18 protein-coding genes are annotated in these 25,683 nt (G+C 48.2%); 9 read left to right on the forward strand and 9 right to left on the reverse strand.

All coding sequences use genetic code 11. The features are described from left to right. Nucleotides 1-487: 487 nt before the first annotated feature. A complete protein-coding gene (pyk, locus tag ACWHX8_RS12805; RefSeq protein ID WP_447968516.1) occupies nucleotides 488-1,930 on the reverse strand; it encodes a pyruvate kinase in 1,443 nt (480 codons plus the stop codon). Between the two features lie 725 nt (nucleotides 1,931-2,655). On the opposite strand from pyk, the gene ACWHX8_RS12810 reads away from it, so the two are divergent. Further along, entirely contained in the window at nucleotides 2,656-4,023 is a 1,368-nt protein-coding gene (locus tag ACWHX8_RS12810) for a cytochrome ubiquinol oxidase subunit I (RefSeq protein WP_447968517.1), read from the forward strand. Between the two features lie 22 nt (nucleotides 4,024-4,045). Then, nucleotides 4,046-5,092, forward strand: a complete 1,047-nt coding sequence (cydB, locus tag ACWHX8_RS12815) for a cytochrome d ubiquinol oxidase subunit II (protein WP_447968518.1) — start codon at nucleotides 4,046-4,048, stop codon at nucleotides 5,090-5,092. A gap of 171 nt (nucleotides 5,093-5,263) precedes the next feature. On the opposite strand, the gene ACWHX8_RS12820 is transcribed toward cydB, so the two are convergent. The 4 genes from ACWHX8_RS12820 to ACWHX8_RS12835 all read right to left on the reverse strand — a co-directional run bounded on the left by ACWHX8_RS12820 (nucleotide 5,264) and on the right by ACWHX8_RS12835 (nucleotide 9,822). Then, a complete protein-coding gene (locus tag ACWHX8_RS12820) occupies nucleotides 5,264-6,937 on the reverse strand; it encodes a hypothetical protein (RefSeq protein WP_447968519.1) in 1,674 nt (557 codons plus the stop codon). 90 nt (nucleotides 6,938-7,027) lie between these two features. Then, on the reverse strand, nucleotides 7,028-7,654 hold the full coding sequence (locus ACWHX8_RS12825; RefSeq protein ID WP_447968520.1) for a MarC family protein: 627 nt from the start codon (nucleotides 7,652-7,654) through the stop codon (nucleotides 7,028-7,030). A 309-nt stretch (nucleotides 7,655-7,963) separates the two neighbouring features. Next, nucleotides 7,964-8,530 (reverse strand): hypothetical protein, encoded by a 567-nt coding sequence (locus ACWHX8_RS12830; RefSeq protein WP_447968521.1) that lies wholly within the window; start codon nucleotides 8,528-8,530, stop codon nucleotides 7,964-7,966. A 380-nt stretch (nucleotides 8,531-8,910) separates the two neighbouring features. Next, nucleotides 8,911-9,822, reverse strand: a complete 912-nt coding sequence (locus tag ACWHX8_RS12835; protein WP_447968522.1) for a mechanosensitive ion channel family protein — start codon at nucleotides 9,820-9,822, stop codon at nucleotides 8,911-8,913. Between the two features lie 365 nt (nucleotides 9,823-10,187). On the opposite strand from ACWHX8_RS12835, the gene ACWHX8_RS12840 reads away from it, so the two are divergent. Beyond that, a complete protein-coding gene (locus ACWHX8_RS12840; protein WP_447968523.1) occupies nucleotides 10,188-12,845 on the forward strand; it encodes an MGH1-like glycoside hydrolase domain-containing protein in 2,658 nt (885 codons plus the stop codon). A 265-nt stretch (nucleotides 12,846-13,110) separates the two neighbouring features. On the opposite strand, the gene ACWHX8_RS12845 is transcribed toward ACWHX8_RS12840, so the two are convergent. Together ACWHX8_RS12845 and ACWHX8_RS12850 are read right to left on the reverse strand one after the other, a co-directional pair. Further along, nucleotides 13,111-14,463, reverse strand: coding sequence for a sigma-54-dependent transcriptional regulator (locus ACWHX8_RS12845; protein ID WP_447968524.1), 1,353 nt, complete (start codon nucleotides 14,461-14,463; stop codon nucleotides 13,111-13,113). Continuing rightward, nucleotides 14,463-15,437, reverse strand: a complete 975-nt coding sequence (locus tag ACWHX8_RS12850; protein ID WP_447968525.1) for a sensor histidine kinase — start codon at nucleotides 15,435-15,437, stop codon at nucleotides 14,463-14,465. Before ACWHX8_RS12850 ends, ACWHX8_RS12845 begins: the two co-directional genes overlap by 1 nt. Before the next feature lie 888 nt (nucleotides 15,438-16,325). On the opposite strand from ACWHX8_RS12850, the gene ACWHX8_RS12855 reads away from it, so the two are divergent. The 4 genes from ACWHX8_RS12855 (at nucleotide 16,326) to ACWHX8_RS12870 (ending at nucleotide 21,104) form a co-directional block, all read left to right on the forward strand. Next, nucleotides 16,326-17,879, forward strand: coding sequence for a trypsin-like peptidase domain-containing protein (locus ACWHX8_RS12855; protein WP_447968526.1), 1,554 nt, complete (start codon nucleotides 16,326-16,328; stop codon nucleotides 17,877-17,879). A 191-nt stretch (nucleotides 17,880-18,070) separates the two neighbouring features. Beyond that, entirely contained in the window at nucleotides 18,071-18,595 is a 525-nt protein-coding gene (locus tag ACWHX8_RS12860) for an ATP-dependent zinc protease family protein (RefSeq protein ID WP_447968527.1), read from the forward strand. Between the two features lie 6 nt (nucleotides 18,596-18,601). Beyond that, the gene (locus ACWHX8_RS12865) at nucleotides 18,602-20,122 is read left to right on the forward strand and encodes an inactive transglutaminase family protein (RefSeq protein WP_447968528.1); all 1,521 of its coding nucleotides are present in this window, start codon (nucleotides 18,602-18,604) and stop codon (nucleotides 20,120-20,122) included. Between the two features lie 22 nt (nucleotides 20,123-20,144). After that, nucleotides 20,145-21,104, forward strand: coding sequence for an alpha-L-glutamate ligase-like protein (locus tag ACWHX8_RS12870; RefSeq protein WP_447968529.1), 960 nt, complete (start codon nucleotides 20,145-20,147; stop codon nucleotides 21,102-21,104). A 504-nt stretch (nucleotides 21,105-21,608) separates the two neighbouring features. Here the strand turns inward: ACWHX8_RS12870 and ACWHX8_RS12875 are convergent. Further along, a complete protein-coding gene (locus ACWHX8_RS12875; protein ID WP_447968530.1) occupies nucleotides 21,609-22,235 on the reverse strand; it encodes a cupin domain-containing protein in 627 nt (208 codons plus the stop codon). Next, a complete protein-coding gene (locus ACWHX8_RS12880; protein ID WP_447968531.1) occupies nucleotides 22,232-22,840 on the reverse strand; it encodes a sigma-70 family RNA polymerase sigma factor in 609 nt (202 codons plus the stop codon). Before ACWHX8_RS12880 ends, ACWHX8_RS12875 begins: the two co-directional genes overlap by 4 nt. 420 nt (nucleotides 22,841-23,260) lie before the next feature. On the opposite strand from ACWHX8_RS12880, the gene ACWHX8_RS12885 reads away from it, so the two are divergent. Both ACWHX8_RS12885 and ACWHX8_RS12890 read left to right on the forward strand, forming a co-directional pair. After that, nucleotides 23,261-24,091: a PEP-CTERM sorting domain-containing protein gene (locus tag ACWHX8_RS12885; protein WP_447968532.1), complete on the forward strand. Its 831-nt coding sequence runs from the start codon at nucleotides 23,261-23,263 to the stop codon at nucleotides 24,089-24,091. Between the two features lie 42 nt (nucleotides 24,092-24,133). Further along, the gene (locus tag ACWHX8_RS12890) at nucleotides 24,134-25,645 is read left to right on the forward strand and encodes a DUF4331 domain-containing protein (protein ID WP_447968533.1); all 1,512 of its coding nucleotides are present in this window, start codon (nucleotides 24,134-24,136) and stop codon (nucleotides 25,643-25,645) included. The last annotated feature ends 38 nt before the right edge of the window (nucleotides 25,646-25,683 follow it).

Here is a 25,683-nt window from a genome sequence, read left to right on the forward strand (position 1 = left end):
ATGCGCTCAACCTAAATTCAACATGCAATTCACTAACCAAATTACAGACGCGGCCAAAATCATAAACTTTTCGCGGTTGTGTGTGAAGTGAAGACTCTATAGCGAAACCAAATAACTTCCACCCGAAGTTACATCATGTACACAGCGCAAAAACACACGTCGTACAGACGGAAGTAAATTGGAACGGCTATAGAGCGAATCCTAACAATTTCCAGTCGTTTTCACACATTGGAAATGTATTGAATTGGCTATAGATACATTGAAGGGAATGGAATGAGTTATGAAGAGGAATCAGAATTGAGGAAAAGGTCAACAATTTAAATAGAACCGTTGACCAAACTATTCCACAACAACCTTGGCGAGTATAGCGAAAGTGTCCAAAGAGCTAACGACCTTCGAAAAGAAGCAATCGTTGACCTTGGAGCAAGGGAAACTTCATATTTCCGGCAACACGAAGCGGACAAGACTAAGCTTGCACGTCAAACCTTTATCGTATTTCGTGAATTTTCATAAGGTTTGTGCCTGTCTGCTGCTGATCATGTTCTCCAGAAAGGATGACAATACGATCTCCAGCTTTGACTAAGCGGTGGCGTTTCAATATCGCTTCAGCCATCTGAATTCGCTCATCCGTATTCAAAATGTGGGGTATCAGATACGGTTCTACTCCCCAAAAGACCTTCATACGTTTTAGGCTGTCTGAAAATGGTGTCAGTCCGATTATCGAAACATCGGGGCGCTGCTTAGACATCAAGAGGGCCGTCGCCCCAGAATTCGTAAACACAATAATCAACTTGGCTTGCACAAGCCGGGCGGCTGTTGCTGCTGCGATACAGGCTGATGCCGCGACTGATGCTTCCTGAACGTTATGGGTATTCGCCGGTTCCCAACGAAGAACATTGCCGGTTTCGGCATTACGAATGACGCGATCCATGACCTGAACAGCTTGAATAGGATATCCTCCTATTGAAGTTTCTGCTGATAACATGAGCACGTCAGATCCATCAAGCACCGCATTGGCAACATCGGAAGCTTCAGCACGGGTGGGAATAGAATGTTCGGTCATCGACTCCAGCATTTGAGTCGCCGTAATGACCAATCGGTTTCGATGGTTAGCTTCAGCAATGATTCGCTTTTGAAGCACAGGTACGGCCTCAAGCGTCATTTCAATCGCCAGATCCCCTCGAGCCACCATTACTCCATCAGCCTGGTCTAAGATTGCATTCAATCGTTGCACGGCTTCCGGCCGTTCGATTTTGGCAATAACCGGTATGGCCAACCCACTTCGTTCAAGAAACGCCTTTGTCGTCTGAATATCTTTTTCGGAACGGACAAAAGAGAGTGCAATGTAATTCACATTGTGGCTCATCGCGAAACGAATGTCGTGTTGATCTTTTTCTGTTAAAGAAGGAGTACTCAAAGTCGTATCCGGAAAATTGACTCCTTTATTGGACGTCACTCTTCCACCGACCATTACCGAGCATGTCACATGCTTCTTTGTCACTTTCACGACACGTAATTCAATCAACCCGTCATTAATCAAAATCCTTTGTTCGGGCTTTACATCTTGAGAAAGTGTTGGATAGCCTATAGGGATGCATAGGGATTTGACGTTAGCCGCATCGGACGTACGTGCATGTCCGGATTGAACAGATAGCAATGAAATCGTTTGTCCTTCCGTCAATTCCACTCCGTTCTTGGAAAGAGTCCCAACGCGAATTCTTGGACCCTGCAAGTCCACCATAATGGGAAGCGACACTTCGAGCTTTTTCTCAACAGCTCTAATCGTGTTAATCGTTTTGGCATGCCACTGCTGTACTCCATGCGACATGTTAAGTCGAATCATATTCATTCCGTTGTTGACTAACGCTTCAAGCATTTGAGCCGTCGAAGTTTTCGGACCGATCGTACAAAGAATTTTTGCGCATCTCATCGTACAACTATCCCCTTCAGCATGAATCGCATATGATTGAAACTTCGACAATAGTTATATCAGGAAATTTCTTAACTTTGTACCCGCACATCTCAAACAACACAACTTCATATTGTCCTCATTGCCTCACACCTATCCTCACGAGGTAAATGTCATATCAATCCAAATGGCTGCCCTGGATCAGCTGTTTGAACAACATTGGCTTCACGCCGTTACCATGTAATTTGAACGTTCCATTTCTTGATGAGGAAGGCATTATTCGACATAGATAATGGCGATGGCGGCAATGCAAAAAAATCCCGACACCCTTCCGGGGCATGCTGTCAGAAATTACCGGATGCTGGTGTAAATGCTACATCGCTGAAGCCTCATTTCTCCCCACTATCACGGGCTCGCTATCGTGTCTGCTCAACACCACATTCACCTTGGGCCACGCCAATGATTCGGCCACGAACTGTTCCACGGTGAATGTGTGAATGAAGAACCAGGACATTTTTTACGCCAGGTCGCCAGTGACACCAATTAGCACACGCGCATCTCACTGGGTGTGCATGTCTTTTTCCTCATTGAATCAGTTGACACACTGTCGTCGACGACACAGTTTCTGGTCACATGGTAACATGTGGAAGACATAGGAATAGAAACAGAGGTTTCGCGAGACGCTGTATCATGTCGCAATGTCCGTATCGCCTCCAGTTCTATCTTTTCCAATTGGACTAGAAATCATGGAAAGCGCTTTATTATATGATCGTCTTCAATTCGCCTTTACGATCACATTTCATTATCTTTTTCCGCAACTCACAATGGGCTTGGCTTTGTTGCTTGTATATCTCAAGTCGCGCGCGCTGTGGAGCCGCAATGAGCATTACAATGAAGCCGCTCGTTTCTGGACAAAACTTTTTGCACTGAGCTTTGCGTTTGGGGTCGTGACCGGTATTCCAATGGAATTTCAATTCGGTACGAACTGGGCAAAATTTTCAGAGTATGCCGGAGGCGTCATCGGACAAACACTCGCCATGGAAGGCCTGTTTTCGTTTTTTCTGGAATCAACGTTTTTGGGAATCTTACTGTTTGGTGAAAAGAAATTTGGCCCGAAAACGCATTGGGTTGCGGCGTTCATGGTGTTTGTCGGGTCATGGCTTTCCGGGTATTTCATTTTAGCCACCAATGCGTGGATGCAACATCCTGTCGCCTATACCGTCATGGATGATGGGAGTGTCCAGGTAAACAGTTTAATTGGACTCCTCACGAATCCGTGGTTATTCTGGCAATATTGGCACAATATGACAGCCGCCGTGGCCACGGCCTCATTTGTAATGGCTGGGGTCGGTGCGTTTTATTATCTCTCAGATAAACATCAGACTTTAGCCAAATTGTTTGTGCGCACCGGAGTCGTTGCGGGGGCCTGCGCGAGTCTCATCCTCAGCTTCCCCACCGGCCATGAAAACGCCCGACAAGTGTTTGAGCACCAACCCATAGCCGGTGCGGCCATGGAAGGTCTGTTTCATACAGAACGGGGAGCCGGAATGACCCTGGTTGGCCAACCCAATATGGAAACCTTGACGATTGACAATCCGTTGACGGTGCCATCGGCACTGAGTTTTATCTTGTATGACGAACTCTGGGCAGAAGTGAAAGGGTTGGATGCCTTTCCGCGGGATGAGTGGCCCGACAATATACCCTTACTCTATTATTCGTATCACATCATGGTGGGTCTCGGAACGATCTTTATCGCGATCATGACCACGGCACTTGTGCTGTTATGGCGAGAGCAATTATTCACAACCACATGGCAATGGTTGTTATGGATCATACTCTTCAGCGCACCGTTTCCCTACATTGCCACCACGGCTGGATGGATGACCGCTGAACTCGGACGACAACCGTGGTTAGTCTATGGGCTCTTTAAAACCTCTGATGGAATCTCGCCACTCGTACATTCTGGCAATGCCCTCTTTACACTCATTGGGTTTGTCGGGATGTATTTTTTGTTAGGGCTCTTGTTTCTCTTTTTATTCTCTGAACTTGTCCAACGAGGCCCAACGTCATCGGAGACAGGTGAGGGAAATCCATTGCCTGAATCCCACACTTGATACAAGAGGAAAAGACTGAGTCATGGAAACCTTTTGGTTCATCATGGTGGCTTTCATGTTTGCCGTGTACCTCGTTCTCGATGGTTTTGATTTGGGGACCGGAATCATTTATCACTATGTTGCGCGGACGGACACGGAACGAAGCGAAACCTTGGCGGCTATCGAGCCGGTTTGGAACGGCAACGAGGTCTGGTTGATTGCGGGTGGGGGGTTATTATTTTTTGCCTTCCCCAGAGCCTATGCGGTGGGTTTCAGTGGATTCTACTTAGCCCTCATCGTGGTTCTCTGGCTTCTCATGTTGCGTGGCTTGGCGATTGAATTGCGCCATCATCTGGATCATCCCCTCTGGAAACCCATTTGGGATCTCACCTTCACGATCTCCAGTTTTTTCCTGGCGATGATCGTCGGGATCACGCTTGGCAACCTCATGCGTGGAGTGCCCTTAAATACAGATGGGTATTTTTTCATGCCCTTGTGGACAACATTGTTTCCAGGCTCAGACCCGGGAATTTTGGACGTGTACACGGTTCTCAATGGCATACTGACGGTCACCATTCTGAGTGTGCATGGTGCCAACTACATTGCCATGAAGACAGATGGAGACCTGTATCTACGAGCTTGTCGATTTGCGAGAGTGGGCGGATGGAGCCTTGTGCCGATGGGGCTGCTCAATATATTCACACTGACCTCAGCCCACCCGATCCTTGGCCACCATCTTTCTACCCATCCAGTTGGATATGTCATTCCCATTGCCGCACTGGTGATACTCGGCAGTATGCTCTACTTTCGTTATGCTGGACAGGATATCGCTGCATTCTCAGCTTCGAGCCTATTCATTCTGTCGAGCCTGGGTTCTCTTGCTTGGGCGCTTTACCCCAATCTGTTATTAGCCAGTACAGACTCGCACTCTCATCTCACGATTTATAATGCGGCCACGTCTCCTTATGGGCTGAAAATCGGATTGGTATGGTTCATCCTCGGATTCAGTCTTGTGCTAACCTATACGATCTATATCTATCGTGCCTTTTGGGGAAAAGTGACCAAATCAACTGCCGAGGAAAGTATATAATATGAAGGAAAAGAATCAGACGCTCAATGTGTACGCATGGTGAAAGTTAAGGAGGGTAACACGAACCGTACACACACTTTTCCCTCGCATCATACAAGAAGACTATTCAACCCCACATATTGGCTTTTGGAAAATATAAACTCCACCATTACGTCGGCTCAGTGATTGATCCTACGAGCTAGGAGCGCGCCAAAGTCGAACGAGTCCTACCGAAAGTAATGGCAGGATAAGGCCGATGGATATCACAATGATGAGCAAGATACCTAACTCGCTGTAGTCTGCCGGAACAGCGATGGTTCCGGGGGCATCTCCTTGCACTTCCCGCGTGACCGTGAAAATCCCATTGAGGTATTGAGTGCCTAATTGGCTGACGGACAGAGCAAGATTCGTAAACGAGGCCATGACGGCAAAAAATGTTGCCTTCAATTTTTCAGGAGCGGACTGCGCAATCCACACAAGCATCGGAATCATAGCAATTTGCCCAAGTGGCGATTCCAACGCAGTATTAATAATGGCAATAAACCGCGCATCAACAATTCCATTAGTGAGAGGTTCCGTCCAATTCTGAATGCCATAGTAGAGCCCAAGCGTCGGTAAACTGAGGATTGTACCCGTAATGGTGAGAAACACGATGACATAGGCAATCGAACGTTCGGCCATAAACCGACGGAACAAAAACATGCCAAACAAAGTCAAACAATTTGCAATTAACGCGAGCACAGAGAGAAACTGCTGATCGAACCCCAACTCGTCAATTTGAAACCAGGACGCGCCCTCACCTGGTCCAGGAGTGGATCGGTAGATAAAGATAATGATCGCCGTTCCTACCAAACTCCTGCGAGCCTCCGGAGTTAAGACGGCAACCAGACGAGAAATCATAAATAGGATAATCGTCAACGATCCGACTAACACCAGCTCCTGTCCATAGGGAATTTCTCCAATCCCCATCACCATCGTAAACAGCACATAGGCCGCACTTCCACCAAGGATCCACCAGTTTGGTTTTGGTGGAGATTCCTGAGAAGACAAGGCCCGATCAATCTGCTTGAGATCAACCCCCTTGCTCAACCATTGCTTGATTTGACGTCGCTTGAGCATGCTCGCAAGCACAACTCCCAGAACTGAGATAACTGGAATACACAGCGCCAGTTGATAAATATTCAGATAGGCGTCAATCTTGTCGGCTTCCTCCATGTTGCGAATATCGGCAAATTGAATCAGATTCGCTAAGGAAACGGCGACGAGACCTCCGATGATCGCCACACGTCCAAGGGTCTGCATCGTGGTGTGCATTAAACGGATACGCTGATCATCCAATGCCTGACCTTCCTCGTCCAATAAAGGAACGGCCTCGACGGTCATGGCATCGGCCACGACATCCTGTAACACATACCCAATCGGGGTCAGCATCACACTAATCACATACCAGCTTTCCAAAGGCATGACCTGCTGCATGGCTTCTGGTGATCCAAGGAGCCCTAACATGATCGCAAGACTCACGGTAATCAACCCAGCCCCTAGAAATACAAAACCCGTCTTCCATCGCCATAATAAGTCCACTAAATGACCGAGTGGCATTTTCACCGCCCACACCAATCCAGCCCAAAATCCCAACATGGCAAGAAATTCCGCTGAAAGCCCTAAATAATCTTTGACAAAAAATGTACTGACAATACCCGTGAGACCCGACACCCCTGCGGCTAGATAGATCATCAGAGGCGGAAGGTAGGAAAGACGGACCTCTCGGCCTAACTCAAAAATATTGGCATCCAGCCAATTGAGTAACCAAGAGCCGAACGAAGAACGTTGGGCAATCCCTGGATCGTTATCTGAATTGTGTCCCATTTACTTTCTACACATTCATACGACTATCGATTGAATAGCATACGACTATCCTCTTCGATCGAAAAAAACACTCCCTAGACGTATACGATATTACTGAGAAGTGGACACCAGAAATGGCAACCAGCCATCAATACCTTTGAAAATCATTTCAACAGCGTACGACCCGGTAAAGAGAGCTGTCACTCGTCCAGCAATATCCGTATACCGCTGAAGATAAATCTCGTTTCGCCTCAAGACATGATCATGAATAACCTTGAAAAAAATGATCGAGACAATCGCAGCACCTAAGGCCAGCGCAATACACAAACATGCCATCACCGGCTCTAAACGACTTCCAGCAAACACGCTCGCGCTGATCGTACCAGGACCGACGATAAGCGGCATAGCAATCGCCCCTGAGAGCTGGGAAGACTCTGGCCGAAGCGCTTCCATTGGCGGTCCCATGCCCAATATGAGGCGAATTCCAATAATTAGAAATGTAATGCCGCCAAAAATTTGAAAGGAAGAAAATTGCACTTGTAAAACTTGCGCAAACAATGCGTCCCCGGCCAGTGCAAAAAAGATGAAGGCGGCAAGACTGAGAAACGAAGCCCACGTGAGTAGTCGTGCGAACCGGCGAAGATCAAAGGCCTTAATGACGTCAAGAAGATAAATGCTTAGCGTGAATGGATTGAGTAACACAAAAAACAAAAGAAATGTCTTGATGAAAGGTTCCATCAGTTCAGTCACGTTGATGAACCCAATGCACACATGTGGTGTCGTCCCCCTGCCCTAGTTCTTGGCCCCCCATAGGCACAGTCGTGCATGAGGCGATGCTCAATCAGGCGAAACAGTAGAGCAGATGCCCTGAATGGTCGAAGGCTGAGAGAGAACTTACAATTCATCCTATATCATTTCAGAAATTGAGAGGTGTACTGTTGAAAGCCAGAAAGAAACACTGCCCTTGGGCTACGAACTACCTGGATTGGTTAGGTGAAACATGGACTTTCAGGAACTCAACATCGAACCTGTCCCTGCGGTTCATGCTTACTGTGGGGTTGAACGGTCAATTCGAAAGTCATGGGCAAACTTCTCAAGAAGTCTATCAAGCGCTTCAAAGATTTTTTTAGGGCGCTTCGATCCCCCAAGAATGCTTTCGCTCTCGCTCCACGTAATGGCTTGAGTCGGATGTTGATTGTGTGTAATTGTTACTTGCTGAAAGAGTTGCAGCGCGACCGCCACACTCCCGATTTTTGCAACGAACATGGCTGAATCTTCAGTCCGTCGTACACGAATACCTAATATCACCAGACTCTCGGGCTTACCCTTCTTCACATTCTTTGAAGAACGGGTTTCCTGCAATGACGGACTACGATGATCTCCCAACAGACCAGCTTTCACAAGCTGTTTGAGCACATAAGCCTTCATCGCTTCCGCCGTCAGCGACACGTCATCCATATTTTCATAGGCCAACACTTCAACATCAATTCCAGAAACATGCGCAAACGATTGTTGGTCAGGAAATTTCGGAGGATTGGCCAAAGCTGGAGACATGATACACAGGCTGGCGGCACACACGGCGAGAAGTGTGAGGCCCCCTAAACGTTCCTTCACTAGACTCCCACCTCTCCACATGCATCGCCAGTCAGAGGACCACTCCATCCATTCACACATCGATCATCTCCCTACCCTTTTAGAATAAAAACCCGTGTTCCTTCATAGGGACAATATCAAAACACATCTCTAAGGTAAACCGACAGCACGCGTTACGGACATATCCTCTCGATCGCAATTGCGTCAAGTCGCGACATGAAGACCGTACAATCTAAAAGGTGGCTCTCTCGAGACATTCCCTCGGCGTAATGGACTCACCTAGGATACACATTCGGAACAATGGGACAGACGTGTGGGAAGAACAGTGAAGAAATGAGACCTGGCTAACGCTTCCGTCTATTTTGCATGGAACACAGTTAAAACAGAATACAGGGCCGGTTTTATGATTCGGCAAAGACGGTCTCGATGTGATCCTGGATGACCGGTTCTATTGCACTATCGACCGTACGTGGATCCGGGGATGGTAGCCCAAAACGAAATCTTGTCAGAAATTTTTTGAGAATCGCCTGTTCAAGTCTTGACGGGAAAGAAGTAGGACAGGGAATTCGTAATAAGAGCGTAATCTGGCCTGGTTCGGGAAGTTGGACGGTCACCCGTGGTTCGACAGAAGGCGCATCCAGCCACACTTTTCCCTCAAGGGCTTTCATGTTCTTCTTCGCATCCTGAAGGTAGATCTGACATTCTTCGTATGCCACTTCCAACAAAATGGTCTCGGCCAACTTCCAGTCATCCTGTATGCTTAAGGGAACCCTGATAATGTGAAGTCGATAATCTTTAATATAGGATTCATTCGTCAACGAATGCCTGAGGAACAGGCTATTCGGAATAACCATGGCTCGTCCCGTATATTGATGAGAAGTTTGGCCAGGTCCAATCTCTAATAACGTTGTTGTCAGAAAATTATGATCCACGACATTCCCGCGAATACCATTGATTTCTATGCGCGCTCCTATAGAATAGGCTCGAGAGGCCGTTCGAAACATTGACCCAATAAGACAATCCAGCAACTCTTTGGTAGCGATGACAAACGCCAGAGCAAACGCGAGTAGAGAAACCGCACCATTTTGAAGATGAGGAGCCCAGATAAACGTAAGCCCAATAAGGGAAGCAAAGACCAAAGTATTTCGGATGTTGACAGACCACCGACGTCGAGTGTCCCCAGCTAAATCAACCCCCTCAAGAATTGAATGGTGCAGACCAATGCGAAGAATAAAGATGACTAAAAGCAAGATAAGCGTGCTTAACCCATAACGAAAGATCGACTCAGCAGATAGTTCGGTAAAATATTCCATAACTAGATTAATGCATTACATAACTTCCATGATCAATGAACGTCGCATGAGTATTCCCGAGATTGCCCCTAACTGCCTAAAACTGAAAGATAGACCTATGCTTACAAAAAACTAGAGCAAATGCCATGCCCACAGAAACAAGAACGACATTTAGGTACATATGTGTTTCGGTTGAATATAATCCAGAAAATAGGGATATTTTTACGTCCTCTAACGGTCAATCAGATCTACAGAGCAAGACAAATTGTCTGTCTATAGGACAAGTTGTCTAAAGATTCTGTCTTCCGGTCTTTTATAATATGTTGCGGCCCCCTGTTGTGGGTTCATACGTGAAACAATTTATGTCATCCCATCGAAAGACGACTATGACGACCGAAGAACGACGGTTGAAGGAATCCAAAAACCATAAAAAACATTGGAAACGCTGGGGGCCCTACTTGAGTGAACGGCAATGGGGAACGGTACGCGAGGACTACAGTTCGGACGGATCGGCATGGGACTCTTTCCCGCATGATCATGCGCGTTCTCGCGTCTATCGGTGGGGAGAAGATGGTATTGGAGGCATCAGTGACCGGCACCAATATATGTGTTTTGCACTCGCACTGTGGAACGGGCAGGACCCGATTCTCAAGGAACGGCTGTTCGGACTGACTAATCGGGAGGGCAACCACGGTGAGGACGTCAAAGAGTATTACTTTTATCTCGACTCCACGCCAACCCATTCCTATATGAAATTTCTCTACAAGTACCCGCAACGCACATTCCCCTACCAACAACTTGTGGAAGAAAACCAGCAACGAAATCGGCACAGCAGTGAATTTGAACTGCTGGACACGGGAATCTTTCAGGACAATCGATACTTCGATGTGTTCATCGAATATGCGAAACAGAGTCCGGAAGACATGTTGATCACGATCACGGCCATTAATCGAGGGCCAGATCTCGCCGACCTCGTCATCTGCCCGACCCTGTGGTTTCGGAATACCTGGTCGTGGGGAGAGGCCACTGACAAACCACTCATACGACGAGCGAACACGATTGATGGCATCACGGCTCTTGAAGCCGAACATGCCTACTATGGAACACATTGGCTGTTGTGTGAGGGAGACCCTGAACTGCTGTTCACAGAAAATGAGACAAATGGGACGCGGCTATGGGGCGTTCCCAATTCTACACCATACGTCAAAGATGCCTTTCATCGTTACGTGATTCACAACGAACATGAGGCAGTCAATCCACTTGGACAAGGAACGAAAGCTGGAGCCTGTTATCAGCTACGACTCGGCCCTCACGCAGAGATGTCGATCAAGCTTCGGTTAACGAATGTACGACGAAAAGACCAAGGATTTGGCCAAACATTCGATATGATGTTCTCGAAGCGCAAAGCGGAAGCCGATGAATTCTATGCCAAACGGGCTCACGCGCTCTCTCCCGATGAACAACAGATCCAACGTCAAGCCTTTGCGGGCCTTCTGTGGTCTAAGCAATTCTATCATTACGATATTCGAACCTGGCTCACTGGTGACTCGACTCACCCTCCTCCCAAAAGCCGAGAAGGCATTCGAAATGCAAATTGGCGTCATCTTTATAACGCCGATGTGATCTCCATGCCAGACAAATGGGAATATCCCTGGTATGCCACTTGGGATCTTGCCTTTCATTGCCTTCCGCTCGCACAGATTGATCCAGATTTCTCAAAGGAGCAACTGCTCTTGTTCCTACGTGAATGGTATATGCACCCCAATGGGCAGCTTCCGGCATATGAATGGTCATTTGACGACGTCAACCCTCCGGTACATGCGTGGGCTGCCTGGCGAGTCTATAAAATCGATCGACGGATACAGGGGAAGGCGGACCGTCACTTCCTGGAACAGATCTTTCACAAACTCCTGCTCAACTTTACGTGGTGGGTCAATCGAAAAGACCCGGAAGGGAAAAACCTCTTTCAAGGCGGATTTCTCGGGCTAGATAACATTGGGATTTTTGATCGCTCAAAAGAATTGCCAACAGGCGGACATTTTGATCAATCAGACGGAACAAGTTGGATGGGCATGTATTGTCTCAACATGCTGGCGATGGCGCTAGAACTGGCCAAAACTAACTCAGCGTATGAAGGGGTCGCCAGTAAATTTTTCGAACATTTTGTCTTCATAACCGACGCCATCAATGGAAAAGGAGACGACTGCCTTGATCTTTGGGATGAACAGGATGGATTTTATTACGATGTCTTGCATCTCCCCAATGGCAACCATCAGAAAATGAAAATCCGGTCTATGGTCGGGTTAATTTCACTGTTTGCCGTCGAAACGCTAGAGCCTGACGTCGTTGATGCTCTTCCAGGGTTTAAACGACGAATGCTGTGGTTTTTGGAAAACCGGCCAGAATTTCGTCGGCATGTCGCGACGGAGACCACACCGGACGGAAGCATTCGCCGCATGCTGTCCATTGTCGGAGAGGATCGCCTCTCCCGCGTCCTTCAGATTATGCTCGACGAGCAGGAGTTTCTCTCGCCTTATGGCATTCGCTCGTTATCTAAATACCATCACGATGCACCGTTTATTTTCCATGCAAACGGACATAGTTACCACGTTGGCTATGAACCAGGCGAATCAACCGTGCCAGACTTTGGCGGCAACTCCAATTGGCGTGGCCCAATTTGGTTTCCCGTCAATTACCTGTTGATTGAATCGCTTCAGAAATTCCATCATTTTCTGGGAAATTCGTATACCGTCGAATGCCCCACCGGCTCAGGGCAATTCATGCCCCTCTGGGAAACCGCAGGCGAATTAGCTCATCGACTGATAAAGATTTTCCTCAAGGATGGGAATGCCCGCAGACCGGTCTATGGTGGCATCACGCAATTCCAACACGATCCCCACTGGAAGGACTGGATTCAATTCCATGAATATTTTCATGGAGACAATGGAGCAGGGATTGGAGCGAGTCATCAAACAGGCTGGACCGCGTTAGTCGCGAAACTCATGGAACAATACGCATCAAAGCACATGTTCTCAGACAATTAATTCTGCTCATCTCCAATCTGGCATAATTGTCTAGGCACGCAGTTCTCTCCGCTGATAACCATGACGCCGTATACCTCGTTCTTTTGAATGGCGAATGATGTTGGCCTTTCATGACATTCCTCCATCATGTGCGGAAAAAGTGGTCTGATGATTGAGTAAAGACAGTGTGTCTAGGACATCAGGACAAGAGGTCCTATAAACGGAAAGGGTGTGAAAGACAGAGGAGGAAAGCCTCCCAAAGAGAATTGATTACAGTGAGCACACCTTATACATCGAGACCATACTCCTTCAATTTCCGCTGGATCGTTTTTCGGTGAACGCCGAGCACTTCAGCTGCTTGCGCTTCATCACCGTGATGGGCCTGAAGAACTCGCAGGATATGCTCCCGCTCAAGTTGCTCTAGCGTCTTCCACCCGTTCTGAGCAGTGGACGTGGGCACATGGACGGCTGTGACAGCTTCAGGTAAATCTTGTGGAAAAATAGTTGCCTGGCCGGCCAAGACAGCCGCACGTTCGATCGTATGCTCAAGCTCACGTACATTGCCTGGCCACTCATACTGCATCAACAGCGCCATGGCTTGCGAACTGACGCCGGTGACCGCAATCGCTCCGCTTCGACCATGTTTTGCAAGAAAAAAATCCACCAACTCGGGAATATCTTGAAGGCGATCTCGAAGTGGCGGTAATGTCATGGCCACGACATTTAATCGATAGTACAAATCTTCACGAAATTTTCCCGCCTCGACCAACTTCTTTAAATTCTTATTGGTCGCTGCTAAAATTCGAACATCGACACGAATCGACTCTACCCCCCCCACACGGCGAATTTCATGCTCTTGAATGACCCGCAGTAATTTACTTTGCAGAGTGGGAGAAATATCACCGATTTCATCTAAAAAACACGTCCCATGCTGAGCAGATTCCAGCAATCCCTTTTTGCTGGAAATGGCTCCGGTAAACGCTCCACGTTCATGCCCGAACAACTCGCTTTCGAGCAAATTTTCCGCGAGCGTTCCGCAGTCAACCGCCACAAAGGGACCATTCTTCCGTACGCTATTCGCATAGAGTGCGCGCGCAATCAGTTCCTTACCCGTTCCACTTTCGCCTTGAATCAATACGGTAGAATCTGTTGGGGCCACACGGGCGATCAGTTTGTAGATCGCCACCAAAGCTGGACTTTTTCCTTGAATGTTATTCAAAGGGTTGGATGGTGGAATCTGCGCACGATCAACCGACCTATCACCAAGCAGTTGCTTGTGGTCTAACGCCCGGCGAACGGCCGTTCGAATTTCATCCAACACAAATGGTTTGCTTAAATAATCAAAGGCGCCGGCCTTAATGCCTTCAACGGCAGTATGCAACGACCCGTAAGCGGTTAGGAGGATGACTGGGATCTCCGGTTGTCGTTCATGAATCGCCGTCACTAATTCAATCCCGCTGATTCCAGGCATCTGAATGTCGCTCAAGACGATGTCGGGTGGCTGCTCGTTGATACGGGCCAATGCCAGGTGACCGTCATGGGTCGTGAGGACATCGTATCCCTCTTTTTCCATAATTTCGCGAAGGAGCGCACATGTCTCCATTTCATCATCAACAATCAAGACGCGAACCTGAGACATTAGGGTTTCTCACTCCACGCGGGAAGCCACATTAAAAAATTCGTGCCGTTTCCCTCTCCGCTTTGCACGGTTAGCTTCCCATTATGTTGCTGGATAATCTCGGAGGCGATGGCTAAGCCTAAGCCTGTTCCCTCACCATGATCTTTCGTCGTAAAAAACGGTTGAAAGACGGATTGAAGAAGATCATGGGAAATCCCCGACCCTGTATCATGAATCTCAACACACACTCCGGCATCGTGATCCATGGCTCCAGGACCATTCTGCGGCCATGCACTCACCGTCAGGTGTCCCCCATGGGGCATCGCGTCCATGGCGTTGTCAATGAGATTGTTGAATGCGTCCTGCAGTTGGAGAAAATCAGCATTCACAAGTGGCAATGAAGATCCATAACGGGTTTTCAACTGTACGCCTTGCTTATCAAGAACCGGAAGAAACAATTGCAGGGCTTGGCCTAAACATTGAGGAATGGACACAGGCTCGAGAGACAACGTCGGTGTTCTGGAAAAATTCAATAAATCTTGCATGACCGTATTCAGACGGTGCGTTTGTTGAAAGATGATTCGAATCCTCTGTTGAACCTCGGACGACAATTGCGTATCTTCCAACAAGAGTTGGAGATGTCCAGAAATGGCTGTCAATGGAGTTCCAATTTTATGGGCCATGGTTGCCACAAGTTTCCCAAGCACCGCCAAACGCTGTTGACGCAGCAATTCCCGTTGATCTCCCACCAAGCGTTCATTCGCTTGAGACAGTTCTTCATTTCGCTGCTTGAGATCTTCAGTTGTCTCTCGAATATCATCCTCCTGCGGCCTGCAAGGCGTACGACGACGTTCACCGAATGACGTTTTCAATCTTTCTGAATTGTCCACTCTGACAAATACCACGCTCTGTTGTCCATACAGCATCGAATCTTCTAAACAATGGACACGTGATAGAGTTGATGGATCAATGCTATAGCCCACACGCAAGGCCATGACTCCTCGAACGATGCCACCCCACCGAAAGCCCCATGTCCGGGAGTTGCATCAGTAGAGCACTGCCCTTTAGCAATGCAAGGTAAATACCCAGGTCTTCGGAAAAATTCACATAGAGTCATTCATATACACGTTGCAATGTATAAAGCGTACTTTTGCGCTGTGTTGACTTGGACACCTGTAATAATGACAGCAGATGGAGTGAGACTTCAACGAAGATGGTCCATGTGGCACGCGAAGGTCGCTCAACGTTCGTGGCCAAGGACACCTGTAATAATGACAGCAGATGGAGTGAGACTTCAACGAAGATGGTCCATGCGGCACGCGAAGGTCACTCAACGTTCGTGGCCAAGGACACCTGTAATAATGACAGCAGATGGAGTGAGACTTCAACGAAGATGGTCCATGTGGCACGCGAAGATCGCTCAACGTTCGTGGCCAAGGACACCTGTCATGGGAACATCAGTTGTGGTGAGACCTCAAGGTAAATTGACCATCAGGCACAGCTGGCTCGATCAACGACCGTATACACATAGGGTACCTATCATTTCAATCTTCAATGACGATTCAAGTGTTGGGTATACGTGCATGGAGGTGCTAACCCCTTGTAGGTTCGTGACCTAGGCACCTCTAGAAGTTACGTGATATTGCTATAGCCATTAGAAAGAAACTTGCCTAAAATGAGAATATTGTTTCTGTCCATTATGAACACATCCTCTTCTCGGTAGACAAATTGTCCAAAATCCAGACAACTTGTCGTCAAGTTACACCAAAACGCTCCTTTGTCAGCAGGTAGTTACACCATCTATTCACAATTCACGATCTCAGAGTTAGCGAGTCATGGAATAGTTATTGCTCAATCGACACACTAGTCAAGACATGTGAAATATGCCTGAACACAACGCGACGATGACCAATGCGGAGGAAATCATGATTGAAGTCGTACGATCCCCACATCCAATGAATACCCGTCAACAATTGTTGACGTTTTCCTCTATCTTGGCATTCGTGGCGCTCTTCTTTCTCCTAAGCGGAAACGCCGCCCTTGCATCGGAACCTCAACAAACTCAGGTACAAGGTGACACAACACCTACACCCCAGACCGACACCTTGGTGTTCTCTCAGACCTTTAGGCAGGTCGCCCAGCACGCACGCGCGTCCGTCGTCAATATCACCGTGAAAACGAAAGTAACGGACAAGACGGGACTGTATGAACCATTTCCCTTCTTCAACAATCCGTTCCCTCAACAATACTTTGACCAATCCACAATACCGGATGAAGACATTCCACTCCCGGAAAGTCCAGAACGCTATGCTGCCTCTGGGGTCATCATTAGTCCGGATGGGCACATTCTGACGAATTATCACGTTATCGACCAGGCCTACGATATACGCGTGGTCCTTGATGATCAGCGAACAGTGCCAGCTCAGGTTGTCGGGCAAGATCCCAAAACCGATCTTGCCGTTCTCAAGATCCAAGCCAAAGACTTGCCGGCTTTACCTTGGGGTGATTCGCGGCAGGTACAAGTCGGGGAAATTGTGATGGCGATCGGCAATCCGTTTGGTCTGAACCAAACAGTCACGATAGGTGTCATCAGCGCCGTGGGTCACGCAAGTCTTGACGTGATCGACTACGAAAGCTTTATTCAAACCGATAGGGTCGTTCAATCAGGACATTCCGGAGGGGCACTCGTCAACCTGAAAGGCGAGCTGATTGGAATCACAACCGCTCTCCTTCATGAAAGCCATGGCAATATGGGAATTGGCTTTGCCATTCCCAGCCAATTAGCCAACACAATCTCGACGTTATTACGCCAACACGGAAAGGTCACCCGTGGATGGATGGGAATTGCCACTCAGAAACTAACCCCAGACATTGCCAAACAACTCAACGATCCGACGGCTCAAGGCGTCATCGTCACAGAATTGGCGAAAAATGGGCCAGCAGAGCGTGCCAAGTTTCAGCGGAGGGATATTATTCGAAAGTTTCAGGAACAATCCGTGACCGAACCGCGGCAATTACAAGCATTGGTTGAAGCCACGACACCTGGCACACAGGTCTCACTCACACGATTTCGAGACGGACACGTAAAAGAGATCACGGTGAACATAGGGAAATTCCCGTTCAAAACCCATGCGCGTCCACGCCTGAAGCCGCTCAATACACTCCAACTGCTTGAAGGCATCAGCGTCGAACCAGTCCCGAAGGACTTTGCGCGAGGACGAGATGGCTTGTTGGTCAGCACGGTAACCCCAGGATGTCTAGCGGACACGCAAGGCTTAGAAGAAGGGGACATTCTTCTAGACATCAATCAAACACCCATGCGTACGGTTAAAGACTTCCTGCAGCTACGAGACACCTTGACACGGAAGGATGCAGCCCTTCTGTTGATTCGCCGTGAAAACACCTCGATGTTCATCCCGCTTCAGGCAGGCACATGATCCGCCATTGTGAGACAAAACCAACGGCAGCAGCATCTATAAGCACTTGATAAACATACAACGTTCGGTATAGCCATATGAGCAATTTTGATGCTAAGGTAACAGGCAATTTTGCGGCTCGGTCAAAGCTACAGCATGCGCTCTCACCAGAATTCGTATTCTAGGCAAAAACATAGCCGAAGGAGTATCCCTTGAAATTTTCCAACATACTCTTAGCCTCGTGTTTCGTTGCCATTCTGACCTCCCCGTCGCATTCAACGGCTGAATTAGTTTTAGACTATAGCCCAAAACTTATCGTCGGTTGGATCGAAAAAGTTCAAATTCTTCCAGAAAATATTCTTCTTCACGCCAAAGTCGATACGGGTGCGGACACATCATCACTCAATGTCTCAGGACTCTCAGATATCGTTCGTGATTCGGAACGATGGGTAAAATTTACGGTAACCACAAAAGAAGGCCAAAGCGTCAATCTCAAAAAGCCAGTTCACCGGTATGTGAAGATCAAGAGAAAAGGCGCCCACTCTCAACGACGGCCAGTGGTGAGATTTGACCTTTGCCTAGGAAACATTTACAAAAGAAATGTACAAGTTAACTTGGCTGATCGTAAAAATTTCAAATATAACATGCTCGTTGGTCGAAACTTCCTCAAACGCATAGCGGTAGTCGATTCCGCCGAGACCTACAAACATGAACCTAACTGCGTAAAAGAGAAATAAGCATTCTTGAGCAAACATCATCTGTATCTACTCGCGTTCTGTTTATCGGTCTTTAGTCTTAGCCTATTTGTCTATAAGGCCTCCGTCCTCCAGTTTCCTTTAGTTCCACAAACACAAGCCGAACTGTGGAACGTCGAAGTTCACCTCACCTTTTTCGCAAAAAACAAGCCAGTGAAAGCCTCGCTCGCCTTACCGAGAAACACTCGTCGATATGCCATCGTCGATGAAAACTTTATTTCTCAGGGATATGGGTTAACAACGGTCAAAGACGATGAGAACCGACGGGCAACGTGGTCGATCCGGAAAGCGAATGGCAAACAACACCTCTACTATCGTGCGACGGTTCGACGGGTAGAAGTGGATGACCCAAACACGGAATCTCGACTTCCCGACATCACCATCTCCCCCCTCCTCGGCTCACAACTAGCTGCGGCTCAAGCACTGTTAACCGACATTAAAGAAAAGTCAGCCGATGCCACCACCATGGTTGCCGAACTCTTTTCCCGAATGAAACATCCGAATGTCGACCCAAACCTTCAATTGTTACTTGCAAAAGATTATTCGCCAGAGAACAAACTGGAGCTGGCCACTGACATTCTGGACCTTGCTCAAATACCCAATCGAATCGTCCATGGGGTTCGACTCGCCGAATTTCAACGCCAAGCCACCATTGTCCATTGGTTGCAGATTTTTGAAAAGAACGAATGGAAGTCACATAACCCGGAAACCGGCAGCCCTGATATTCCAAGTAACTACTTCACTTGGTGGCGTGGACTTCAACCGTTAATGGAAATTGAAGGTGGAGATAGACTCGCCATGACGATGACTGTGGCTCCCAATCAGGAAGAAGCGATACAGGCAGCCATGTATCACACTCAGCTCGCAACCCCAGAGCTGTTAGAGTTTTCTCTCTTTAGCCTTCCGCTCGAGGCACAGGGGGTCTATCGGATTTTGCTCATGGTACCCATGGGGGCCCTGTTGTTACTCGTGTTACGAAACGTCATTGGCATCAAGACCTTTGGAACCTTCATGCCTATTCTCATGGCGTTAGCATTTCGAGAAACGCAATTACTCTGGGGAATCATCCTGTTTTCATTCGTCGTGGCCTTAGGATTGGGGGTACGTTTTTACCTCGAACATCTCAAACTCCTGCTCGTTCCTCGGCTGGCCTCCCTTCTCATTATCGTGATTTTACTGATGGCCACATTGAGTGTCCTCAGCCATAAACTTGGCCTCGATCGTGGGCTTTCTGTCGCATTATTTCCTATGGTTATTTTAACGATGACGATTGAACGCATGTGTATTGTCTGGGAAGAACGAGGAGCCAGTGAATCCATTCAGCAAGGACTAGGGAGTTTAGCCGTAGCCTCCCTGACCTATTTAGCCATGACAATCCCATATATGGAACATCTTCTCTTTGTCTTTCCGGAATTGCTGTTACTCTTCCTGGCAGGCACGTTACTCATGGGACGATACTCTGGGTTCCGATTGCTTGAACTTCGTCGCTTTAAAGCCTTAACCCACTAACGTCGGCAACACACAGGAACAGATGTTTTCTCTCAGCAAAACATTAGCAAAGCAAGGCGTATTAGGATTAAATCATCGGAACGCGGGCTATACCCTCTGGCATAACCCACGTCACCTCTTTCCCCTTGTCGATGATAAGTTGACGACCAAACGATTAGCTGAAGACGCAGGGCTCGCTGTTCCCAAATTGTATGGCGTTATTGAAATTGAGCGGCAAGTTCGCGGACTCTCCGCCTTGCTCACACCCTACGATGACTTTGTGATTAAACCGGCACAAGGAAGTGGCGGGGACGGCATTGTCGTGATTACCGGTCGGCGCACCCATCGCTATCGCAAAGCCAGTGGTCACTTTATGACCCAGGAAGGGATCGATCATCATGTCTCGAATATTTTAAGTGGACTCTACAGCCTTGGGGGACACCCAGATAAAGCCTTGATTGAATATCGTGTAAAATTTGATCCTGTGTTTGAGACCATTAGCTTCCAAGGTATTCCAGATATTCGGATTATCGTCTTTCTCGGCGTTCCCGTTATGGCCATGGTGCGTCTCCCGACACGCATGTCCGATGGAAAGGCCAATCTCCATCAGGGCGCGATTGGCGCAGGCATCGATCTGGCGACGGGCCGCACATTAAGCGGAGTCTGGAAAAATGAGATTGTCACCGAACATCCAGACACCGAAAAATCAATTACTGGTGTCCAAATCCCACACTGGGAAACATTATTGTATCAAGCGGCTCAATGCTATGAACTGACAGGACTCGGATATCAAGGAGTCGACCTCGTCTTGGATAAAACCGAAGGCCCACTAATCTTAGAACTGAATGCGCGGCCTGGGCTGAACATTCAAATTGCCAATCGGGCAGGATTACTACCAAGACTGCACATGGTCGAACAAGAAGCCAAAAATCTCGTCAAGCTTGAAGATCGATTAGCCTTTGCCACCCAACACTTTGCCGCAGCCTCAAACGAACCCCAATAGCTACGAGGTATTGACCTTCACCGCCCCTTCCATCCGACACGTCCATCAGTCCTGACAAAGCGTGAAAAACCAACCAGATCTGAGGCTTCGCATTATAGCCGTTTCAGTTATGCCGAATCAGTTACACGTCGACCAATTGAATGCTGATTGCCCCTTCGTTCGTGAACCGTCAATCGTCTGTAGGTCATCCAGGCGGGCATAACCTCCCTCAGGTTCACGTTGTACTGCGCTGAGCTATAGCCGATTCCCTGAACTTCGATACCTTGAAGTCCTTATAGCCGTTCCAGTTATGCCGAATCACTTAAATGTCGACCTACTGCATCCTGATTGCCCCTTCGTTATTGAACCGTCAATTGTATGCAGGGCATCCAGGCGGGCATAACTTTCCTCTATGTAAACGTTGAAACGTGCTGTGTACATGATGTACATTCGGCTGAAAGTTATTTGGTTTCGCTATAACGTTAAAAGGGAAGGAGGGGCATCATTCGACCCAATGATACGTAGCTAGGCAATCGATTCAAGCAGCTCATTATTCGGCGAGAAGATCATGAGCATGAGACATCCAACCTCAGTTGACGTCTCATGATGCACGGTTCCGGCTTCCGCACGATGATAATCGCCGGGATATAGGGTATGTCCACCACAAGACAACGCCCCCTCAAGGATATAGAACTCTTCGGAAGACGTATGCCGATGAGCCGCATAGCGACTATGAGGCGCCATACGTGCGAGAGCGGTCATTCGTCCATTCGTTTTATCAAAAGATAGCGGTTTGATACGAATACCAGGTTCGACATCTCGCCAGAGGTCGTCCGTTGCTCGGATAACCGTAAACCCGTCACTATCTTCTGAAGGAACGTCGGGGTTGTCTCTTGATCCTTGGCCTTCAGCTGTACGCTCCGCCGCAACTCGTTTGAGTAACGTTGTGCGAAGTGAAGCGGGCGGGCTCATGGGAGCCACGGAAGAACCAAGCAGCCCGGCAATATTCTGAAAATCTTTTACAACCTGACAGGTCGCACAGCCTTCAGCCACAGTCCTTTCAAAGGACTCCAGCTCTGCCCCCTCAAGCGCACCTAATGCATAGAGCGCGGCCTGCTCGAGAATGTTATCGCTGGGTTCTTGAGGGCTCACGAGACAAGACCTTCTTCCAATGGACCAAGGATCGTTCGTAACTTCATCATACCTAATCGTACTCGCGTTTTCACGGTTCCAAGCGGCTCCCCAATACGCTCAGCGATTTCACGTTGCGTGAGCCCTCCAAAATACGCTAACTCAATCACACTTCGCTGATCGATCGTTAATGAGGCTAGGGCTTTCTGAAGAACGCGACACTGCTCACTATACGCGCTGGATTCTTCGGGATTTGCCTTTGTCGCCGGGGCGTCTTCTATCGTATCTAGTGATTGGCGACTGTCTCGCTCCTTCTGACCTGAGCGAAGTCGATCGATCGCGCGACTTCTCACTAACACCGTCAACCAGACAATCGGCTTTCCTCGCTCCTGATCAAACTGGGAAGCTTGACGCCAGACTTGCATATACACATCCATGGTCACTTCTTCGGCAAGCATGGGATCATTCAGGACACGAAAAGCCAATCCATATACATGAGACGAGGTCTGGTCATACAAATCTCCGAGCGCTTGCTCATTTCCCTGAGCCACCTTCACGATCAAACTCACTAATTGCTGATCGTGAGTACTCGACTCTGATTTAACCTGGACATCTACATCGGGCACTCGTGTTCTTCCTTTACGACGTAATACGAGAGATATCCTTCATATGGATTCATGACGTGGTCAAACCACGAATTTCGTCTCCCTGCTGTAACGCCACAACCTAGCATACTCACCGAGAATCACCAAGACGAGCCCCCGGCCCCAACGCAGGCCTCACACGACAACGTACAACAGTGTCATAAATTCTGGAAAAGAGATCCAAAACGATTGTCCCTTTCGTAATGCCTATAAAAACATCTAAAACAGACGAAGCCAGAACATGAACAGGTGCATCAGAAAGGTCGATGTACATCAATGGGCCAAGATGGCTGGGGGTCGCCCTTGAAAGCTGATAGAGACATTTCAGCAGTTGCAGTCTTTATCACAATCTTTGAGTGCACACCAATATGAACCAAATCCTCACAATTTTCAAGGAGATGAATGATGCAACAGCTTCGTCGAATAGACCTCTCTTTACGACCAGCCATAACACTCTCCCTCCTCTTCATCATAAGTGGCCCACCCCTGTTGCATGCTGACACCATCTATAACGCTATTGCGCTTGTGGACGTTCGCATCACCAATTTTTCAAGTCAAACAGAATCATTCAGCGCGAAACCACATGACTTACTCATCACAGGGGATACATCGGCCATCGCGGAAGAGTCGAATGTCTCCGGCACTGGATTCGCCGATACATTGGCTGCAGTCATGGTTATTGGGACTCGCTCGAATGAGCTTGGCTTGAGTGAGGGGCTTTCTCAACAGTCTGTTGCAACGGGAGAAGCACGCAATGGGACAGCCGCATCATTTGCATTCACACAGGGAATCCTTTCCATCAATAACCTGTCATCAACTGAGTCATACACCATCGATTTCGAGGTTGACTGGTCATACTTGGCAGAGGCCAACCTCACCAATGCAAAGAGGGAATTTTCAACTGCCGCCAGTGATATTTTTCTGGAAAGTGGTCAACACGGAAACATATTTGATCTCACGGTCAGTGCAGACTCGGATCTGGGTGGCGGTCTCTTCACTGACAATCACGTTCTGCCATTTTCAATTTCCATAACGCCACGTGCATCAGATGTTCTAACGCTCACCACGAAAGCTGCAGGAGCAACAACGGCAATCGCACCGATCCCCGAACCATCGACGCTGACCCTCTTGGGCATTGGACTGCTAGGCCTTGCATGCATGCACCGACACACATACACACAGCGGAGTCGGATATTGGCCTCAGCATGTTCATCACGCCGTGGGCACGAGTAATGGCAACAAACACAAACCCCTGACGATCTTGGAGGTCCTGACATGAGAATTCCAAATGGACAACAACTATTCGCTCTCATGCTTATAACATGTATCGCGACTCCGGCCTTTGGTGCCAGTCACCGTGAAGCTCCGCTTATCGCACTTGACCCAGCAGCTGACAACACCGATGTCTATGCCTTTCGAAGCTGGGAAGACCCAGATAAAGTTGTCTTCATCCTCAATACCATACCGGGCCAAGATCCAGCGGATGGACCAAATTACTTTGCCTTTGATGACAAGGTCCTGTACGAAATCCACATTGACAATAATCAAGATGGTAAAGCCGAAGACATCGTCTATCAGATCAAATTTAAGTCTGAAGCTCGACCGGCACTTGGATCATTAAACTTTCCTCTACCCTTTGTTGGAAATCCAAACATCGCTCTCGCCGAACTTCAAGGAATTACTGCGCTAGATGGACCAGGATCGGAAGGATTGACTCGACGGCAAACCTACACCGTCACCGAGATTCAAGGAAAAAAACGAACGCGTCTCTTTAAAGGTCAAAGGCTCGTGGCAGTCCCATCGAATGTCGGGTCAGCTACAATGCCAAACTATGAAGACTTGGCCGCGCAAGGTCTCTATAAAGATAGTTCAAGCGGTATTCGTGTCTTTGCTGGTCAACGCGCTGAGACGTTTTACATTGACTTGGGAGCAATCTTCGACACGGTGAATGTACGCCGTCCGGTTCCTGCGCTTACCGCAGATGAAGACGCGAATGATGCGGCCAACCCATTCGGGATCAATCGCTTCAGTGGGTTTAATATCAACAGCATTGCTATTGAAATACCCATTGAACGGATACTTAAAGGGTCTACATCGAAAGGGAAGCCCAACAAATCTCTCATTGGCATGTATGCCTCGACCAGTAAGAAACAAATAAAAATATTGCGGAATAATGGAAAGTCAATCAATGTCGGAAAATTTGTCCAAGTTTCTCGAATGGCTAACCCACTCGTGAATGAACTGATCATTGACACTCCAAGCAAAGATAAATGGAATGCAGCCGACCCAGAGGACGAGGCACAATTCCAAGAATTCTTTAAAACGCCTTCAATTGCGACGGCATTGAACTTGATCTTCAAACTCCCGGTACCTGCGACCCCTCGAACTGATCTGATGCAAGTGTTTTTGAAATACCCAGGGCAGCCATTAAACGGGACCAACTGCGGCTCCCCTTGCTCAGAATTGCTTCGGGTCGACCTCAGCGTTCCGCCTACGTCCCCAGAAAACCAAAAGCGACTAGGTGGATTGGCTGGTGATCCCGCTGGATTTCCCAATGGACGCCGCCCCAATGATGATGTCACTGACATCGCGACCCGAGTTGTCGGCGGGCAAGCGTTCATCGACAACCGTGTTGGTGATGGAGTCAACTTCCTTGAAGACGCTCCAGGATCCAACTTAACAGCAAACGGCATATACAAGGTGTTCCCATTTCTCCCAACACCACATGATGGACGGAATCGTCAGCACATTGATTGTGATGAAGTTGGAGTCAATCCGTGTCGTTAAACCTGGCGATCTGACAATTTTCAACCCCGCCTAACCTT

This window comes from Nitrospira sp. M1 (assembly GCF_965152605.1).

Excerpts from the sequence above, each read along its gene's own strand:
- pyk (WP_447968516.1), bottom strand. The coding sequence starts at position 1,930 with ATGAGATGCGCAAAAATTCTTTGTACGATCGGTCCGAAAACTTCGACG.
- ACWHX8_RS12810 (WP_447968517.1), top strand. The coding sequence starts at position 2,656 with ATGGAAAGCGCTTTATTATATGATCGTCTTCAATTCGCCTTTACGATC.
- cydB (WP_447968518.1), top strand. The coding sequence starts at position 4,046 with ATGGAAACCTTTTGGTTCATCATGGTGGCTTTCATGTTTGCCGTGTAC.
- ACWHX8_RS12820 (WP_447968519.1), bottom strand. The coding sequence starts at position 6,937 with ATGGGACACAATTCAGATAACGATCCAGGGATTGCCCAACGTTCTTCG.
- ACWHX8_RS12825 (WP_447968520.1), bottom strand. The coding sequence starts at position 7,654 with ATGGAACCTTTCATCAAGACATTTCTTTTGTTTTTTGTGTTACTCAAT.
- ACWHX8_RS12835 (WP_447968522.1), bottom strand. The coding sequence starts at position 9,822 with ATGGAATATTTTACCGAACTATCTGCTGAGTCGATCTTTCGTTATGGG.
- ACWHX8_RS12840 (WP_447968523.1), top strand. The coding sequence starts at position 10,188 with ATGACGACCGAAGAACGACGGTTGAAGGAATCCAAAAACCATAAAAAA.
- ACWHX8_RS12845 (WP_447968524.1), bottom strand. The coding sequence starts at position 14,463 with ATGTCTCAGGTTCGCGTCTTGATTGTTGATGATGAAATGGAGACATGT.
- ACWHX8_RS12850 (WP_447968525.1), bottom strand. The coding sequence starts at position 15,437 with ATGGCCTTGCGTGTGGGCTATAGCATTGATCCATCAACTCTATCACGT.
- ACWHX8_RS12855 (WP_447968526.1), top strand. The coding sequence starts at position 16,326 with ATGCCTGAACACAACGCGACGATGACCAATGCGGAGGAAATCATGATT.
- ACWHX8_RS12870 (WP_447968529.1), top strand. The coding sequence starts at position 20,145 with ATGTTTTCTCTCAGCAAAACATTAGCAAAGCAAGGCGTATTAGGATTA.
- ACWHX8_RS12885 (WP_447968532.1), top strand. The coding sequence starts at position 23,261 with ATGATGCAACAGCTTCGTCGAATAGACCTCTCTTTACGACCAGCCATA.
- ACWHX8_RS12890 (WP_447968533.1), top strand. The coding sequence starts at position 24,134 with ATGAGAATTCCAAATGGACAACAACTATTCGCTCTCATGCTTATAACA.